We start from the raw sequence: 17,139 nt of genomic DNA on the forward strand, positions 1-17,139 counted from the left end.
ACAATCCTTTTGAGACTAATCCAGCGTAGATAGAAAACAGTCCCCAATTCGAACCCTTTGGTGTGATTTCTTTGCTGATTTCACCGCTCTCAACCCGAGATCAATATACATCTAGGAACTCTCGATCATTGGAGGTTCTTATTAGGGAGTAGCTGAACTGACCTTCAAAATCCGCTTTGATCTGGGCCAAAACGCGAGTAAGAACCCCAATTCCCCGCAAATCTATCTGAAGAATTCTCCTTCTGCTTATTTCTTCGGAAAGATGGTCAACTATTGTGATTCTGTGTTCGTTACTCTGAAGGAAAGGGAGACACGGATCGATCACAAAACTGCCATCATGAAAACAATCAGGAACATCTGGAGAATCTGCTTTCTCGAGAATATTGCCCCCAAAAGCGGGTGTCAATTCAAGCAAGAAAGGTGAAATATTCCCATCGATCAACGTTTCGCAATTATCTCACATCTATTATTTATGAGAAAAGCTCCATCTGAAGGGTATGAGGTCCTTCAAGATCTAGAACGTGGGAACACTTACGTGCTATTTAGTAGTCTCGACCAGTGAAAAGTGCAGTTTTTATCTCATTTTCTTGAGCTTCTATATTGCCTCAAAGGAGAAATCAGAGATCTATTTTGTGCCATCCAGCAAAGTTCCATGCAAATCAAGAATCAAGGTCCTGAGATTACGGAAGTTCTTCTGTGGGTCTCATAACTTTCTCAATACTCGATTCCCTCTCTTGCCTGTACCCCCTCTGAATAGTAGTGTTTAATCTCTTTCATTTCGGTAACGAGATCTGCTTCATCAAGAATTTCTACAGGTGCTTTCCTTCCAGTCAAGACTAGCTCTGTCTCTTCAGATTTTGCAGAAATCAATCTCTTGATGTCTTCTGTAGATATCAGTCTATAGTAGTGGGCGATGAAAATCTCGTCCAGTACAACAACTCCAAACTCTCTTCCAATAATAATCTCTCTTGATCTTGCAAGTCCATTACGGGCCGCTTCAAGATCTGGCCTTTCAGGGCTCTTCTTTATGAAGCATTTCCTTCCGAACTGCTCAATGACAATTCTCTCTATGTAACTGGGTAATGAGAGTTCACTGTACATCATGCCTTTGATGAACTGACCAATGAATACCTTCTCTCCCGCAAGAGCTGCCCTTACAGCAAGGCCGATTGCTGCAGTGGTCTTGCCTTTTCCATCACCTGTGTAAATTTGCACATAACCGGTTTTCATTCCTGCCTCCTTTAACCTCAGTATTCAATTCTACTTCAAAGGTATGCGCGAAGATGAATATTTTCATTCTGTCATAGTTACCAAGTTGGAAGAAAGCGGCAATGGGGTGGTAACTATATGCATTTATCATTCTGGTGAAGATTCTTCTTCTGATTTGCAGGCGATTGACAAGTCAAAGATTCCGAAATAGCAACGGTTTTATTTATATAAATTTTGTGAACTAAATCACATAATTGGAGGTAACAAGATGGCGAAGTATGAAGTAACGAAGTCAGTAGATGTAAGAGGAGAAGTCTGCCCCGTTCCAGACGTTGAAACAAAAAGGGCATTGAAGAAGATGAAATCAGGAGAGATACTCGAAGTTTGGATCGACTACGCAATGTCGATGGAAAGGATTCCTGAGGCAGTCAAGGGAATGGGACACGAAGTTCTCGAAATTGAGGAAGTCGGTAACAGCGAGTGGAAGATATACATAAAAGTCAACTGAAGTGAAGGGGTGAGTTAATATGGCCTGGACTGGTCTATTAGTTGGTCTTGTTTTCGGAATAATTCTGCAGAGAGGTAGAGTGTGCTTCAATTCAGCCTTCAGAGATGTATTGCTATTCAAGGACAACTACCTCTGGAAGCTGGGTTTTCTTGCAGTCGGTTTACAGATGATCACTGTTCTCTTTGTGGCTCAGATGGGCTGGATAAGTATTGCTCCTCCGACGCTCAATCTCTTTGGGAATATTGTTGGAGCCTACGTATTTGGGCTGGGAATGGTTCTCGCCGGTGGTTGTGCGTCCGGTGTAACATACAGATCGGGTGAGGGAATGACAACCGCAATGATAGCTGCGGTCTTCTACGGTATTGGAGCAATGGCAATGAGAGGAGGAGTTTTTTCACCCATAAGGACATGGGCGGCCCAGTTTAACGTTACAGTCGATGGGAATTCCTCCGTATATTTTGACAAGGTAGGACCCACACTCGCAACAGTCCTGAATGTCAATCCCTGGATTCCTGCTGTAATACTCGCAGCTGTCTTGCTTTGGTACACGCTTGGGACGAAGACCACAGAGAGGAAGACGAAGTTCAATTGGAAGGTTGCAGCGATTTCGCTTGCTATTCTCTCTCCTATTGCATGGATCACGAGCGAGGCAGCTGGAAGAAACTACGGATTCGGTATCACAGGGGGCTGGGTCTCAATATTTGATTCTTATATCAGTAATCAGCCTCTCAGATGGGACGGATTCGAAATAATAGGAATTATTTTGGGTGCTCTTATTGCTTCACTTCTTGCCAAGGAGTTCAAACTGAGAATGCCCAAAAATCCTAAGACATATCTTGTCGTCATGATCGGAGGAACGATGATGGGGGCCGGAGCGAGTCTTGCAGGTGGTTGTAACATAGGGCACTTCCTCGCGGGTCTTCCAACGCTCGCCATCTCATCTATTATCGCGAGTGTCTTCTTAATACTCGGCAACTGGACAATGGCCTATCTACTTTACAGAAAGTGAGGAATCAGTCTTGAAGATAACTATTCAGGTTTTTGCGCCTCCGTATTCATATGAGGATCTAGACACGGCGATCAAGATTGCCGAAGCCGGGCTTAAAAAGGGACATGAAGTTACGATTTTTCTTTTCGCAGACTCGATACTATCTATCAATAGCAAGGTTAAGCCTATACGGATAGATAGAGACATTCCAAGAAAGCTGGAGTCTCTCATAAGAGAGAGTAATCTAAAAGTCGAAATCTGCGGGATATGTATGGACTACAGGGGAGTAACGAAGGACATGATTATTCCAGGTTCAAGCCCCAGTGGTCTTCCTGAACTGGCTTCATTAATATTCAACAGCGACAGATTTGTCAATCTGATGGCGTGAGGTGCCGAAATGGATAAGAAGATACTTTTTGTTGTTTATCAAGCGCCTGCAGGCTCTATTTGGGTAAACGAAGCCTTTAGAACGGCATTCGGAATGTATGGCGAAGACATAGAACCGTCAGTTCTTCTTATGGAAGAGGCAACTGTTGCTCTTTCGAAGAAGACAAAGCCGGAATGTCTCGGTCTCCTCTCAATCTCTATGTGTTTTCGGTTTATCAAGAGATACGAGACAGCAGTTTATGGTGTCAAAGAACATGTGGAAAAACTGAAAGTCCATGAAATCGAAGAGAGTTTCAATGCACAATTAATTGCTGAAGCTGATCTAGGAGATTTCTTCCACAAGTTTGACAACGTAATCTTCATGTGAGGTGTCTGGTATGTATTTAGTAGTAGTGAAAAACGGGCCCGATAATTCTGCCGAAAGAATCAAGATAAGTGCGGCGAAAGTTGGGGATAAGGTCGTCCTAGTTCAGGACGGTGTTTTTTGGGGACTAAACGAATTGGCCACGAAGGCGGAGGTCTTCGCTCTTAAGGACGATATTGAAGCCAGGGGATACTCAGCAAATGACGTCACTGTGCCTCTGATAACTTATGAAGACTTTATTGATATCGTTGAGGAATGTGAGAAGTCAATAGGTTAGGCAATTATTTCGTGATTCGCGAGGTGCACTTCGTCAAGACGTGCACCTCTTTCTACGGGAGGGATTTGGGATGCCAATAAAGCTTCCGGATTTGTTTCGCACTTTCTCAAATCAGACAAGAATCGAAATTGTCACGATGCTGATGGACAACTTCCTAACTGCTTCAGAAATTGCATCGCTACTTCAGATAGATTTGTCAACTGTATACAGACATCTGCAGCAGATGAAGAAGCTTGGGATACTTACTTCAAGTCATTTGCATGGCGTTGAGAGATTCGACTTCAGTTCTCCCCATATTTTCAGAATGCTGGATGAGGCGATTTCTTTCATAACCGAACTGAAGGGATTCAACTCAATTGCGTGCTCGGAGGGAATATGCAGTTATTACCTGGGGGGCGAGCTTGACGTTATCGAGCCTGATCAGCTTCTTGATATGAGAGGTGAATCTTGCCCGATTCCAGATATTCAAGCAAGAAAGACTTTGAAAAATATGAATCCTGGAGAGGTATTGCTTGTGATTGTAGATTATCCGCTTTCTGCGGAGAGAATTCCTGTGTCTATTCAGAAAGAAGGTCATGAGATAATCAAGAAGATTGCTGATAAATACGGTGATATAAAGATTTTCATAAGGAGGGGACAAGATGCTTGATGCAGTTGTAATTGGTGGTGGGCCAGGCGGTTATGTATGCGCAATAAGAGTAGCTCAGCTGGGTAAGAAAGTTGCGCTCGTTGAAAAGGAATATCTTGGTGGGACGTGCACAAACTGGGGCTGCATTCCAACAAAAGCGATGCTGACTTCGGCGCATTTGTATACCGAGATAGCTGACAAGTCAAAGAGACTTGGAATCGAAATATCCGATCTTGATTATGATCTGAAGAAAATCATCTCTCACATGAATAGAACGATCACAATGTCTAGGAAAGGAATTGAGCACCTCTTGAAGAAAAATGAAGTTGATTTCTTCAATGACACGGCTGTGATTAAGGATGCAAAGCACGTCCTCTTGGAGCAGAGCGGGGAGATACTGGACACTAATAATATAGTTATCGCAAGTGGATCAGAACCCTCCATGTTTAGGCCATTCAGTGAAGTCGAAGGAATATGGACAAGCAATGACGTTTTTCGAATGGAAGAGATGCCAGAAAGTCTCGTGATTGTCGGCGGTGGTGTTATAGGAGTTGAGTTTGCAACATTTTTCAGTTCATTAGGAGTTAAGACGACCATAGTTGAGCTGGCAGATCACATACTGCCGTATGAAGACAGCGATGTTGCTGATGATATAAGGAAATCTTTGACTAGACAGGGCGTCGAGATAATTGAAAAGACGGAGGTTACAGAGGTTGAGAAAGAAGAATGCTCTTTCATCCTAAATGCAGAAGGAGAACAAGAACTCTCTCTTCAGGCCGAGAAAGTGCTTGTTGCTGTGGGAAGAAGACCGAACATCACTGATGACATTAGGGAGTTGGGTTTGAAGATTGAGAGAGGGATAGTTACTAACAGCCGGATGCAGACAAGCTTAGAAGGGATCTATGCCATCGGTGACATCAGAGCCGGAATCATGCTGGCTCACGTTGCAAGTTATGAGGGAATAGTGGCCGCCCACAATATAGCAGGGGATGAGATAGAAATGGATTATTCTGCCGTACCTTCGATAATTTTCTCCAGCCCAGAGGTGGCTTCAACGGGTTTGCGGGAGGCTGATATCGATGACAAAGAGAAGGTAAAGATAGCAAAATTCCCACTAAGCGCTAATGGAAGGGCAAGAACTGTCCTGGAGAACACAGGCTTTGTCAAGGTAATCGCAGACAAGGAAAGCGGCAAAGTTCTGGGAATGAGTATCGTTTCGCCTTCGGCGACTGAACTCATCATGGAAGGGGTTGTGGCAGTCAGGAACGGCCTAACCGTAGAAGATCTCGAGAATTCGATTCACCCACATCCGACTCTTTCAGAAACCATTTTGGGAGCGCTGGAAGGTGTCGATGGAATGAGTATTCATATATAGATTAGGACTTACGAAAGGGTTTTTTGTGGTGATTCACTGCCTGAGTTTCGAGCAAATCCAGGCGATGGCGAATTCCTGTCTCGATTAGTCTTTGTTTAGCGCAAATCGTGTTAAGGAAAATTAATTTTCCTGTGGTTCCTCAAGAGCAGGATTGAGGAAAATGAGACAATCAAGAATAGAGTCACAAAGGCTTTCGACAACAGGGCGTCCCTTGAGTAATGTGGATGGGGGACGCCCTTATTCAGTATTTCGATTATTGAGAAAGGAAGAGTTCCTGTTGTTGATTTCTGAGATTTCGCGTTGATCTTCAGATTAATCGCTCGAAATCACTGTAGCTTGGGCGATTCAAACTAATCATCTACCATTCTGAAGTGCTTATTTGAAATGCATCCTGACAACCCTCAGAACTCTTTCGAATAGATATTCTTTGTCTGGCTGAAGACCTTTGTCTTGGCAAAATCATGTTTATAGAACAACAGATCAAGCTTTATCATAATATGGCCTTCAGTCTCAAAATCAAGTTCAGCCTCAGACTCGCTTAGTTTTGCAGAGAAAACGACCGGCATCTCCATCTCCGGGCGAAGGACACAAGCGATAGTCACTCCCGTATGAAACTTGAAACCAAACTTTCCTTCGATCTCAGGAGATCCGTCGAAATCGATCTTGTCAATAAATGTTGCATTGTAATCTACAGAACCTCTTGAATAGCTTTTCCCATGAGCTCCGTGGAAATCGATCTTTGCTTCGACTTCATAATGGAATTTCGGATAAACCTCTATCTCCGGACCGAATTGAAGATCAATGCTCTCGATTTGCGTTTCCATTCCATAGAATAGCTCAATCGGTATGCTGACTTTTACGGGAATGCCGCATACACTTATGCTTACCTTTGGTTCAGCAACCTTCTTGGTTTTTTCAATCTCGAACCCTTCCTTTCCAACTATTTCCAGTATCGAAGAAATAGTTGCTGGAAAGCGAAGTGTTCCATTTGAGCTGAATTTGTTCCACGAAAGATGAAAGTCAAGACTGATATTCGCGTCGAGGACCAGTTTATTCTTAATTGCAGCTTTCATCTCATCCTCATTAACGATAGATACTTCCCATTCTTTCTTAATCAGGTTTGTTGTTACACTCTCTGCAAAGGAACGATCACTTTCGGATCCAAATTTCTCTATGATTTCTGATACATCACCCTCAATGTTCAGTATTAACGTACCCAGAGCCTCTTCAACAAAAGCTTCTTCCGTTTCTAGTGTTACTCTTGAAGGGTCAGTATCATTCACCGAAACAACTCTTCTCAAAGAGTCGTTCATCGTGTCAAAAATGTAATCACCTTGAGAGAAGTGAGGGATAGAAGACGTCCTCGAAAACACGATTTGATTTTCGATTTCAGAGGGTTCTTGAACAAGTAGAGAAGAGTTTATCACAAGTGATCTAGGTATAGAATTGCTCACTGCAATTACCCCTCTGGGAAATCTGGTAGAGGAAACCATCGGTGGTTGCTGAACTCTGAAAAGGACTTTTCTGAAAGAAATTGGGGTGGAATTCTCTCCATCGGGTATATCGTGTCTGAAGGTTAGAAGGTACCCATTGCTAATATTTGGATCCTGCATGCCGGCCGCAGAATGGTATGAGACGCCGGAGAAGAAATCAACATCAGATGAGCTCGAGAAATCCTGAGATCCTACAGAAACCGGCTGAAAAACGGAGTCAACATGCTTTACAATTGCACCTTCCGAATCGTAAATCAGATACTCATATTCGATGCCAGTCGTATCTATGGATTTGATGTAGAGATAACCATAGTTTCTCTCCGCGATAGAAGAACCTTCTTCAAGTGTCCACTCCATTGTAAGATCCTGAAATGCAATCAGAGTTCCCTCTCCCAGGTGCGAAATCGACATGTCTGAAGGCGAAAAGAGGAGACCGCCTCCATAGTAAGCGCCCTCTTTAAGTTCTTCAAAGGGAACCCTAACGACAACCGGATTATCCACAACGATGCACGAAGAAATGGAAAAGACAACAAAAATGGCTGCAACAAACAACAATAACGTTTTTGACAAGTTCTTCACTGTCCACCTCCAGGAATCAAAGAAATGATGGTAAACCTTTATTTCGAAAGGAACAAAAAGATGTACTATTTGACCAGGGAATCTCTTGATGCGAACAAAGAAGGTTTAATCATAAGATTCAATCAAACTTTACCATATGATTCCTGTCTTCTCCATGCTCAATGAGAGCAAATATGCTCCGAATGCTCAAATTAGAAAGCTCTTTATTGCCAGCTCTTGCTCTCGAAGTCACTTACACCCTTTTCCGCAAGATCTTTGTCAGGGAATTCTTCGATCGCTTTTCCGTCATCTCGAGAATCGATTGTGAAGTAAGGTTCAGCAGGTGCAAATATACAGATTTGAGCGGCTCTATAAGTCCGAAATCTCATTCCGCATTTGTCACAAAGCCCAATGTCCTCGACATCTCTTCTAAAATTCACTACTTTGTTGTATCTTCTGCAATATGAATGATTTTGTTCATTCGCAAAAAAATAAAACGCTTGAGGCTGTCGCGACTTCTCACCACCAGATATCATCGACTCCTCGGAATTCAGCCACTTCCATGATGCTCTGTTGAGGCTTTCCAGATCAAGGTCAGTTTTCTTCAAAATATTCACCTCTTGTGACACACCCTTTTCAATGAAATGTTATCATGAATGTACCTAATACACGAGGGGGAATAATTTTGAAGAAGTTTATGCTAGTTTTCCTGGTGGCTCTTTTTTCGCTGGCCCTACTCGGAGCCGAATACGCCGTTAGGATTACGAAAGGTGGAGAAGCAGTTTCGGAAGAATTCTGGATAACCAAGGAAGACATCGAACAAGCATTCGAGGCAACGGTTGCAAATGCAGCAAGTCAGGGAATAGCGCTTGATCCATACTTTGACAGCTACTATGTTCCAAGCGAAATCGGTTTGAAAACGATGATAATACCATACATAGTTGATGAAAAGCTTATCGATTACTACGCTGAAGAAAACAAGCTACTTCCTTCGGCTGAAGAAGTCGATGCTGAAACAGATGCGATGATGGAGACATACACATCAAATCCTGAGGTTATTGAGCAGATCGAGACAATCTACGGCTCTCTGGAAGCCTTCAGGTCAGAGATGAGAAGTTATGTCTTTGCCACGTTGAAGTCAGAGCTTGTTCAAGAATCCGTTGCGCCATTGAATGATGAAGCTCTTGCAAATTATTTCGAGGAATTCAAGACGGAAATTAAGACCCAGTTTGAGACAGTAAGAGCAAGACACATATTAGTAAGTGATGAGGCAACGGCGACCGAGCTTACGAATCGAATTGAAGGCGGGGAAATTACTTTTGCAGAAGCTGCTTTACAGTATTCGATCGATTCGGGAACGGCTACCAATGGTGGAGATTTAGGATCTCTTCAGAAGGGACAAACTGTCCCCGAATTTGAAGAAGCAATCCTTTCCGCCCCGATAGGCAAGCTCTACGGCCCTGTTGAAAGTGAGTTTGGATATCATTTGATAATTGTCGAAGAGAGAACCGAAATAGACACTCTGGAAGACATGATGAATTCGCCCAGTTACAACGACTTCGTGGCGGGTTACCAGAACGATACTTATAGTCGTTGGATAGAGGACTATATCAGCCAAAACGCTTTCGATTATGAGATTCTAGACAGCGAACTGCTTTTCTACAAGCGTTATGCCGCTGCCATTGAATCAGAGGAAGAAGCGAACGAATTCTTTGTTGAAATGGCCGCAAAGATCTTTGGCGAAGAGTCTCTTGCAGAGGAATCTCCGCTGGATTATGCGGTGTTCATAGAGTTGTCTGAAATGCTTGGCTATACCGACAGTCCTAACTACGAAGCTGCTATACGAAGACTCTTCGAAATCGGGGAAAAGCGCGGAGTGATTGTCCAGATGATGTACGAGCTTGATGGCGATAATCCCGAGGTTGCCGCGATTCACTACAATTCCCTGCTTGAAGAATTGGAAAATATCTTCATGAACCAGGATCTTCTTCAGCAGCAGCTAAGCAATTATGGTCAGAGTTTCGTAGATTATGTATTCAGCACAATCGAAGAAGTCGAAGTTGGTCTAGAAAGTATGATCGAAAGAGAAATCTCCGCGGAATTGATGGCCGACATTCTTTACATACTTATAAGGAACAACTCTCTTTCACTTGATCTTGATTACAGCCCTGACTGGATAGAGGAAAAACTGAGCAAGAGGCTAAGTTACTTCGAGAAGCTCATGGCAGTCGACCCTTCTGAAGAGGCTCAGGCCGAGATAGATTCAATAGTTGCTGAGTTGGAGCAGCTTGTGGCAGAAAAGGAAACACAGAACGCGACTGATTGAACTGACATAATAACATAGAACCGGAGAATTCCTCTCCGGTTCTTTCTTTAGGGATTCCGATTTGATCGATTAGAAGAATACCTCAACTTGAGGATCCGTGAGAACGCGAAAGTCTGCAAGATTTGTAGGATCATGCTCCAATACCTTCGCTAACAGGCTCGACTGAGCTACCTGTTGGTCCGCTCCTGTCTTCGCTTCGCTTCTCTTCGAATAGCTTTGACATGCCTTTTGCAAGAAAGACAACAGTAAGGATGGCATTTCCGATACATGATGCCAGAACAAGATAGTGAACTGGAAATCTGTCAACCGCGAATCCGAAGATTGCGGAACCCAAAGGAGTAGCAATTTGCGCAAGAATAGAGATCACAGAAAACACTCTTGATCTGTGACTTGTAGGAACTATACGATGAAACAATGTTTGAAGCGGAGTGTTCACAAAGGCGTTAAACACACCCATTACAAGTATAGGTACTCCAAGTGATGAAAAGTACAACCATGAAGGCCCGCCGAAAAGCTTCGTGAAGTACGGAAAGAAAAAAGCTGCCAGAATGAAGTTTATAGCTGTTTCCGCGGCCAGGCCCACTGCAAATAGGCGACCCTGCCCCTTCTTAACAAGAACTGTTCCCAGCAAGACATTGCCGACGAGTACCCCAACTACCCAGCCAGATTGAAGAAAGCCGTACTGCTGGCTGGAAAAGCCGACTATTGTCCGTGCGAAAAATGGAAAGACAACTGTGAAGATTGGAGACAAGAGAAAATTGGAGACCATAGCAAAAACAAGAACCATCATGAGTCCTTTGATTTTCCTCAAGAAGGTAATTCCTTCTGCAATATCGAAAAAAACGCTCTTAACTGAAACCTTGGATTTTTCGGTTGTTTGCTGATACCTGATGAAGATTTCGCTTATTGCTGAGGCTATGAAAGATACTCCGTTAAGAGCAAAGACAATCTCAATTCCAAACAGGCCATAGAGAATTCCCCCGAGAGCCGGTCCCACAATGTAAGAGATCGAGTTCACAGCTCCTAGAATTGAATTCGCTCTCAATAGGTTGTCTTCTCCTATTATGTCTGGGAGCATAGCGGCTGTTGCGGGATCGAAAGAGATATCGAGTGTTGAGACTATTAGTTGAAAGACAAAGAGAAGGGTTATGGTTAGAGCTTCACTGTTTGCAAGGTATGCCATCGCCAAAATTGCAGCCCCTCTAGCAAAATCCATGTATATCATGATAAGCTTGCGGTTGAATCTATCACCCAATACTCCAGCTATTGGACCGAAAAGTATTCTTGGGAGCATAGTAACGATAGAGAAAGTACCCATCATTGCTCCGGACCCCGTTATATCAAGAATGTAAAGAGGGATTGCCAAAGCCTGGACTCCACTTCCAATGAGAGAGACTAATCGACCTGCAGTGAACAGCCAGAAATTCCTTCCCAAATCTTTCATTTCATCACCTCAAAATCTACAAACTTATATTTAATAATATCATATTGAATACAAGAAACTCAATAGTGCAATTAATAATTGTAATGTCTAAAAGAACAATACTAAGTTGAATTTAGAATTTATATTCCGAAACCCGAGTCATTAAAGGTTAAGATGGAAGATGAGTGAATAAACACCATGAGTTACAGGAATTCAAGAATTAGCAAATATGAATGAGTGAGCTATTCATATACTTAGTATGGCTTGATCCGAGTTGCTGAGAAGAGTATTCATGAGATGATGAAACAATGGCATGCATTTGCATCCAAAAGCAAGAGACAGGTCTTTTTTCTTGAGAACAGCAAGAAACAGGAGGAATTTCGAAATGCGTTTCAACACCAAAGAGATGTATCTGCTACTCTTCAGACTGCTTCAAAAGGTTTCCAAGATTGACCTGCATTCATTGCAGGTTGCATATATGTCTAAGATAATGGGCATGGAACTCGGTTTCTCCAAACACCGTATGAATGTAATCGGATTTCTTCACGATATCGGGCTCCTTAACCCCGTTCAAGTAAACCAGGTTCAGAGAATGCATGGGGGTGGAGAATGCTTCAATAAGAAACTGGTTGGCGTTAGATAGTGGGGTCCAAGAGAACCATGCCGTTATCGGATCCAGGATAGTCAGTAAAATAAGGGACATTGCCGAGCTGTCAGATGTAGTTGAAAAACACCATTATTATTCGGTGCTTCTTGATCCAACCACTGATCAGGATGTAATGGCAAATGTAATTCATCTAGCCGATACAGTGAGTATCTCTTTAATAGCTGGAGAGAGAACTGTAAAGCATATTGATGAAGTGAAACATGTCATAGCAAACTCTTACGAGTTTCTCGAAAAAGCGAGAGATGCATTTGAGAAGATTTCTGAAAAGAAGGGTTTCTGGTGGTCCGTAGTTGATGAAGATACGCTTTACAATGAATTTGAACAGGATCTTGAAGAGAATCCCTTGAGTAATAATGATCTTCAATCACTTGGTGATGTCCTAATGTATATGACAGATGTGAAGAGCAAGTTCACTACGTTTCACACTGAAAGGATCGCCTATCTTTCCAGACTGCTTGCCAGAAGAGCACATTTGGGTGAGGAAAGGTCAATGGAAGTATTCTTTGCAGCAAAAATCCATGATCTAGGGAAGGTGGCAACCCCTATTTCCATTCTGGAAAAGCCAGGCAAACTAACTGAAGAAGAGACCTTCGTCATGCAACGTCACATATTTGATTCATTTCTGATCGTTGGGGGAAGAGAGGCGATTGAGAAGCACCGGCTACTGCATTGGGGGATAAATCACCACGAGAGACTTGACGGGAGCGGTTATCCCTGGGGCAAGAGCGGTGCGGAACTCGATCTGGAATCGAGAATCATCATGCTGGCAGATGTCTTCGTTGCTTTGACAGAAGACAGACCCTACAGAAAGGGTATGTCTGTGGAAGCGTCGCTAGACATTATTGCACGCCAAGTCCAGAGCGGATTGCTCGATGAGTACGTATTCATCAAGTTGAGAGATCTTGTAGCCGAGGGTCTTGATTTTTCTGCAATTGAACATACCAAGAATCCGTTTCTCCTATAGATCATGACCGTGAGACTTCTTGTACCCATGGGAAAATTCATGACGTCTCGTCTATTTCATATTTTCTGTTTAGTTAAGGATCTTATTCTTTTCTGAGGTTCGTCTGAGGTGAATCGATTGGTTGAAGTGAATAGCCATTTAGAGAGAGTTTGGAGTTCGTGGCTGGTTGTGTGGTTGTGATCGCTGAATGAATAATGAAATTGCTGAATCAGTCCGAAGAAGAACAGTTTGGTTCTTAGAAGAAAGGCGAAACTGCCTGCCCTCTATCATTGGATTTCCGAAGTGTAAACGAGTAGGTTTCATCAACATGTTTCCGGTCGAGATTTCGCCTCAGGGTCCGGCAAGCAAAGAGCTGTATGTACTCAACTGACTATTCGTCTCGGACCATTAAGAAACCGGGGTAGTAAGGAGATTATGTCTACTCCAATCGAGATTGCCCGGAGTTCTTCAAGAAGAGGAGTAATTGTATTTGGGTACACGGACCCGAAATGGCACTTTCCAGTAAGAATCTTAAAAGAGTTTGGCTTCCAAGAGGTCAAAAAACGGAGATGGAATACTGATGATGCTTCTTCTGTGAGAAAAGCTGAGACTCCTAAACAGATGGTGAGCAAGTATTCTTATGCTCCTATCAAGGGGTAAACCTTTGTAGATCTCTTCTTCAGCAGTCTCCGTTCTATTATTGGCATTGAGGGGCATAGAGCTATGAAGGTTTTGAAAGGATTCGCTGGAGATGTCATTCTCAACCTTGACGGAATCGAAGAGCCTAGTGTCAGAAAAGAATTCGCTTGCTAAGAGCGATTTTTTAACGGAGAAGAGGGGTTTATGTTTTTGGCATATGAAGCTTCCGAAAGTGGTGTAAGGCAAGCGATTGTCAATGCTATCAGCTGTAGTTGGAGGTTTTATTTACCACGGTGAGACATCCAGCTGTAAGCAAACTAATGATTGGGGCTTAACTAGCGTAAAAGGGGTTTCCTTCCGCAAAAGACTGCTGCCAATCTTCGCGATCTTCTAAGGAAGAAAGCAAGCTTCTGAAGGAGCCCAGTACCTTTAGGTCGACAAAAGCGAAGAGTTCGTGCGCTTCAATATGGAAAGTGCTTGTCGTATAATAGTAGATACAAATACTCGGCATTAACTTTGCAGGTATGGTTCAATTGATCAGCTGATTTTTATGAAGGCGGTTTGGCACGGAAAAGTTGTTGCACCAGTGACTGGACAATCCTAAGAGGATAAACATTACTTTCCTCCGGGGACTGTTAACAGAGAGTTTCTTGGCCTAAGTGATTTCACTACCATATCACGCTGGAAGGGCAAAGCTAACCATTACAACATAATTGCGGCAGCGAAAGAAACGAAAATGTGGCATGGTACTATCCCGATCTCTGGAAAAGGCAAAAGACATTAAGAACCGCGTGACCTTCTGGAATGATGTCAAACTTGAATGAGCGAGCAATTTTGAAAGAAAGCGATGCCTTTCGGCATCGCTTGGTAATTATCTTACTGCGTCACTCTTCCTTCTTGCTTTTCGAAAAGGTCTTCTTTAGGACGCCAAGAGCAGGACCGCCAAGAAAGACCAGAACTATTAGAATGAAAAGAACAAGTGAGATTGGCCTTGTGAAAAACTGGTCCATGCTTCCTCCTGTTTTGATAAGTCCAACCCTTAGGTTGTCCTCTACCATAGGGCCTAGAATCAAGCCTAGTATCATCGGAGCCAACGGGACAGATAGTCTTTCAAACATGAATCCAATGAAGCCAAATATCAACATAACATAGATATCGAAATAACTGTTCCTGATTGCGAAAGACCCGATCATAGAAAATAGCACGACTGCAGTCAAAACGACGCTTGTTTTCATCTTCAGAACGAAGGCGAACGCTTTGATTCCGAGATACCCAATTGGTATAAGCAGGATATTTGCCAGGATCGCAATACTGAAAACTCCGTTCACCAAATCGGGCGATTCGATGAATATCAATGGACCGGGTTTCAGACCGTACATAAGCATCGCTCCGAGGACTATTGCTGTAATAGTATCTCCTGGAACGCCGAAGACCAGAGCGGGAATCCATGTCCCACCAAGGGCTGCATTGTTCGCGCTTGTTGGAGCAATTACTCCCTTTATATTTCCCTTACCAAAGTCTTCACTGTTTCTTGAGGTCTTCTTCTCAACGCCGTAGGCAACCCACGACGCAATATCTGCACCAGCTCCAGGAAGCGCTCCCACAAAAGTACCAACAAATGCAGACTTAATTAATGTCCATTTATTCTTCCAGATTATTCCTAGAGCTTCTAATGGAGAGATCTTGACTTTTTCCGTTATCGGCGGCAGCTGGAGCTTAGAGGCGCCCTGCTGAACACGCTTCAGCACCTCGGAGATTCCGAATAAGCCTATCATAACCGGGATAAAGCCGAGACCGTCCATTAGCTCGATATTCTTGAATGTATATCTGGGGAAGCCGGTTGTAACATCTATTCCAATAGTTGAAATTGCCAAACCAAGTACTGCAGAAGTAAGCCCTTTCACCATATTTCCTTTGCTTAGAACTGCGCTCATGCTGAGCCCAAAAAGGCCGAGCCAGAAGTACTCAAAGTTTGTGAACTGAAGAGCGAAATTCGCCAGAGGAGGCGCAACCAGTATCAATAGCAGTATCCCTATCAATCCTCCGATTGCCGAGCAAAAGAGATCAAGGGTGAGCGCCAGTGATCCTTTACCCTTCTTAGCCAACTCAAATCCATCAAGAGCAGCAGCTCCTGAGGCAGGCGTTCCCGGGATTCTTAGAAATGTGGCAGGAATATCACCGGAAAAAATCGATGTAAATGAAACTCCGAGGACCATTCCAAGACCGGCGAGAGGGGTCATGTAGTAGCTTATCGGAATAATGAGGGCAACCGCCATCGTTGCCGTAAGTCCAGGTAGACCACCTACGAAAATCCCAAACGTCATTGCCATGAGGACCGGGAAGATAACGTCAGGGCTGAAGACTGCTAATACTGCATCCATCTACTCACCCCCTGACAATGTTCATGATTATTCCTTCGGGAAGAGGTATCCTGAACAGTGTCCCAAATATTAGGAAAATCATGACTGCTAGAATAGTTGAATATATGATAGAACGAAGAACTTTCACATTCAGAACGATCATCAAAATAGATGAGACAATTATTGTCCCAAGAATGAAGCCCAGCAATTCAATAATCGGCACAAAGAAAAGAATCGCCGCAACTACCGCAACAATGTTCTTAATCCCCTCAAAGGTGAACTTTTCTTCAAAAGCAATAGATGAATCCTTTGGTAACTTCTTCATCTTTATCATAACAGCGCTCTTAATGATGAAGTAGGCGCCGAATATTATCAGAATCACAGCCAGAGTAAACGGAAAGAATTTTGGACCGGGAAGCGTCTCTCCTCTTATCTTATACGCTGGAAAGGACCAGCCGAAGTAGAATATTAGCACTGCAAGAAGAATAAGAAATACCCCGAATAGTATATTCTTCACATTCATTAAATCACCCCAATTACTCAAATAGAAGAAGAGGCGGCCTGTTTGGCCGCCTTCTGTTGGCAGAACTTATTCGATAAATCCTCCGAGTTCGAGAACTTCTTTCCAGGCGCTGTCCTGTTGCTTTGCGAATTCATAAAACTCTTCGCCGTTTCTGATCTTTATACCAAATCCGTTTGTTGCCATGAATTCTGCAAATGCCTCTGAATTGGCTATCTTCAAGACTTCCGTTTCAAGTATTGCCTTTACTTCATCGGGAGTACCTACAGGAACGGATATTCCTCTCCAGGTTCCTGCCGACCAGTTTATTCCCTGTTCCTTGAGAGTTGGAACATCGGGGAACTTACCCAGCCTTTCGTCAGACATTACTGCAAGAGCCTTAAGCTGGCCGCTCTCAAGCTGGGAAGCTGCTTCAGCTACCGAACAAGTTATAACGTCGACATGTCCTCCAAGCAGTTCGATGATCGAGGCGGC

Annotated in this window: 18 protein-coding genes and 1 pseudogene; 11 read left to right on the forward strand and 8 right to left on the reverse strand. The window is 43.4% G+C overall.

The genetic code is table 11. From position 1 onward, the window contains the following. Positions 1–100: 100 nt before the first annotated feature. On the reverse strand, positions 101–442 hold the full coding sequence (locus ENN47_09765; GenBank protein HDP78449.1) for a hypothetical protein: 342 nt from the start codon (positions 440–442) through the stop codon (positions 101–103). Positions 443–714: 272 nt separating this feature from the next. Then, on the reverse strand, positions 715–1,230 hold the full coding sequence (locus tag ENN47_09770) for a cob(I)yrinic acid a,c-diamide adenosyltransferase (GenBank protein HDP78450.1): 516 nt from the start codon (positions 1,228–1,230) through the stop codon (positions 715–717). Positions 1,231–1,477: 247 nt separating this feature from the next. On the opposite strand from ENN47_09770, the gene ENN47_09775 reads away from it, so the two are divergent. The 7 genes from ENN47_09775 (at position 1,478) to lpdA (ending at position 5,736) form a co-directional block, all read left to right on the forward strand. Continuing rightward, positions 1,478–1,717 (forward strand): hypothetical protein, encoded by a 240-nt coding sequence (locus tag ENN47_09775; GenBank protein HDP78451.1) that lies wholly within the window; start codon positions 1,478–1,480, stop codon positions 1,715–1,717. 19 nt (positions 1,718–1,736) lie between these two features. Continuing rightward, positions 1,737–2,726, forward strand: coding sequence for a YeeE/YedE family protein (locus ENN47_09780; protein HDP78452.1), 990 nt, complete (start codon positions 1,737–1,739; stop codon positions 2,724–2,726). Positions 2,727–2,736: 10 nt separating this feature from the next. After that, positions 2,737–3,093, forward strand: coding sequence for a sulfur reduction protein DsrE (locus ENN47_09785; GenBank protein ID HDP78453.1), 357 nt, complete (start codon positions 2,737–2,739; stop codon positions 3,091–3,093). Between the two features lie 9 nt (positions 3,094–3,102). Beyond that, a complete protein-coding gene (locus tag ENN47_09790) occupies positions 3,103–3,459 on the forward strand; it encodes an intracellular sulfur oxidation protein (GenBank protein ID HDP78454.1) in 357 nt (118 codons plus the stop codon). Between the two features lie 10 nt (positions 3,460–3,469). Continuing rightward, positions 3,470–3,733: a sulfurtransferase complex subunit TusB gene (gene dsrH / locus ENN47_09795; GenBank protein HDP78455.1), complete on the forward strand. Its 264-nt coding sequence runs from the start codon at positions 3,470–3,472 to the stop codon at positions 3,731–3,733. Between the two features lie 70 nt (positions 3,734–3,803). Further along, on the forward strand, positions 3,804–4,382 hold the full coding sequence (locus tag ENN47_09800) for an ArsR family transcriptional regulator (protein ID HDP78456.1): 579 nt from the start codon (positions 3,804–3,806) through the stop codon (positions 4,380–4,382). Continuing rightward, positions 4,375–5,736, forward strand: a complete 1,362-nt coding sequence (gene lpdA / locus ENN47_09805) for a dihydrolipoyl dehydrogenase (protein HDP78457.1) — start codon at positions 4,375–4,377, stop codon at positions 5,734–5,736. Before ENN47_09800 ends, lpdA begins: the two co-directional genes overlap by 8 nt. 401 nt (positions 5,737–6,137) lie before the next feature. On the opposite strand, the gene ENN47_09810 is transcribed toward lpdA, so the two are convergent. Together ENN47_09810 and ENN47_09815 are read right to left on the reverse strand one after the other, a co-directional pair. Further along, a complete protein-coding gene (locus tag ENN47_09810) occupies positions 6,138–7,808 on the reverse strand; it encodes a hypothetical protein (GenBank protein HDP78458.1) in 1,671 nt (556 codons plus the stop codon). A gap of 203 nt (positions 7,809–8,011) precedes the next feature. Next, entirely contained in the window at positions 8,012–8,395 is a 384-nt protein-coding gene (locus ENN47_09815) for a hypothetical protein (GenBank protein HDP78459.1), read from the reverse strand. 77 nt (positions 8,396–8,472) lie between these two features. Here ENN47_09815 and ENN47_09820 point away from each other — a divergent pair, with 77 nt between their 5' ends. Continuing rightward, positions 8,473–10,113, forward strand: a complete 1,641-nt coding sequence (locus tag ENN47_09820) for a peptidylprolyl isomerase (protein HDP78460.1) — start codon at positions 8,473–8,475, stop codon at positions 10,111–10,113. Between the two features lie 130 nt (positions 10,114–10,243). Here the strand turns inward: ENN47_09820 and ENN47_09825 are convergent, their stop codons facing one another. Continuing rightward, a complete protein-coding gene (locus tag ENN47_09825) occupies positions 10,244–11,557 on the reverse strand; it encodes an MFS transporter (GenBank protein HDP78461.1) in 1,314 nt (437 codons plus the stop codon). A 292-nt stretch (positions 11,558–11,849) separates the two neighbouring features. Here ENN47_09825 and ENN47_09830 point away from each other — a divergent pair, with 292 nt between their 5' ends. The 3 genes and pseudogenes from ENN47_09830 (at position 11,850) to ENN47_09840 (ending at position 14,569) form a co-directional block, all read left to right on the forward strand. Beyond that, positions 11,850–12,179: an HD domain-containing protein gene (locus tag ENN47_09830; protein ID HDP78462.1), complete on the forward strand. Its 330-nt coding sequence runs from the start codon at positions 11,850–11,852 to the stop codon at positions 12,177–12,179. Next, positions 12,133–13,167 (forward strand): HD domain-containing protein, encoded by a 1,035-nt coding sequence (locus tag ENN47_09835; protein HDP78463.1) that lies wholly within the window; start codon positions 12,133–12,135, stop codon positions 13,165–13,167. Before ENN47_09830 ends, ENN47_09835 begins: the two co-directional genes overlap by 47 nt. 1,228 nt (positions 13,168–14,395) lie before the next feature. Next, a pseudogene (locus ENN47_09840) lies at positions 14,396–14,569 on the forward strand (DUF427 domain-containing protein). 100 nt (positions 14,570–14,669) lie between these two features. Here the strand turns inward: ENN47_09840 and ENN47_09845 are convergent. From ENN47_09845 to ENN47_09855, 3 genes are all read right to left on the reverse strand, one after another. Then, positions 14,670–16,166, reverse strand: a complete 1,497-nt coding sequence (locus tag ENN47_09845; protein HDP78464.1) for a hypothetical protein — start codon at positions 16,164–16,166, stop codon at positions 14,670–14,672. Positions 16,167–16,170: 4 nt separating this feature from the next. After that, positions 16,171–16,668 carry a tripartite tricarboxylate transporter TctB family protein gene (locus ENN47_09850; GenBank protein ID HDP78465.1) on the reverse strand — a complete coding sequence of 166 codons (498 nt, stop codon included), beginning with the start codon at positions 16,666–16,668 and terminating at the stop codon, positions 16,171–16,173. Between the two features lie 66 nt (positions 16,669–16,734). Then, the coding region (locus ENN47_09855; protein ID HDP78466.1) for a tripartite tricarboxylate transporter substrate binding protein at positions 16,735–17,139 on the reverse strand (405 nt) is incomplete at its 5' end.

This window comes from Mesotoga infera (assembly GCA_011045915.1).
GTDB lineage: Bacteria > Thermotogota > Thermotogae > Petrotogales > Kosmotogaceae > Mesotoga > Mesotoga infera_D.

What these genes read in the sequence shown, in the direction of transcription:
- ENN47_09770 (HDP78450.1), bottom strand. Translation starts at nt 1,230, where the DNA reads ATGAAAACCGGTTATGTGCAAATTTACACAGGTGATGGAAAAGGCAAG.
- ENN47_09775 (HDP78451.1), top strand. Translation starts at nt 1,478, where the DNA reads ATGGCGAAGTATGAAGTAACGAAGTCAGTAGATGTAAGAGGAGAAGTC.
- ENN47_09780 (HDP78452.1), top strand. Translation starts at nt 1,737, where the DNA reads ATGGCCTGGACTGGTCTATTAGTTGGTCTTGTTTTCGGAATAATTCTG.
- ENN47_09790 (HDP78454.1), top strand. Translation starts at nt 3,103, where the DNA reads ATGGATAAGAAGATACTTTTTGTTGTTTATCAAGCGCCTGCAGGCTCT.
- dsrH (HDP78455.1), top strand. Translation starts at nt 3,470, where the DNA reads ATGTATTTAGTAGTAGTGAAAAACGGGCCCGATAATTCTGCCGAAAGA.
- ENN47_09800 (HDP78456.1), top strand. Translation starts at nt 3,804, where the DNA reads ATGCCAATAAAGCTTCCGGATTTGTTTCGCACTTTCTCAAATCAGACA.
- lpdA (HDP78457.1), top strand. Translation starts at nt 4,375, where the DNA reads ATGCTTGATGCAGTTGTAATTGGTGGTGGGCCAGGCGGTTATGTATGC.
- ENN47_09825 (HDP78461.1), bottom strand. Translation starts at nt 11,557, where the DNA reads ATGAAAGATTTGGGAAGGAATTTCTGGCTGTTCACTGCAGGTCGATTA.
- ENN47_09830 (HDP78462.1), top strand. Translation starts at nt 11,850, where the DNA reads ATGCATTTGCATCCAAAAGCAAGAGACAGGTCTTTTTTCTTGAGAACA.
- ENN47_09835 (HDP78463.1), top strand. Translation starts at nt 12,133, where the DNA reads ATGGGGGTGGAGAATGCTTCAATAAGAAACTGGTTGGCGTTAGATAGT.
- ENN47_09845 (HDP78464.1), bottom strand. Translation starts at nt 16,166, where the DNA reads ATGGATGCAGTATTAGCAGTCTTCAGCCCTGACGTTATCTTCCCGGTC.
- ENN47_09850 (HDP78465.1), bottom strand. Translation starts at nt 16,668, where the DNA reads ATGAATGTGAAGAATATACTATTCGGGGTATTTCTTATTCTTCTTGCA.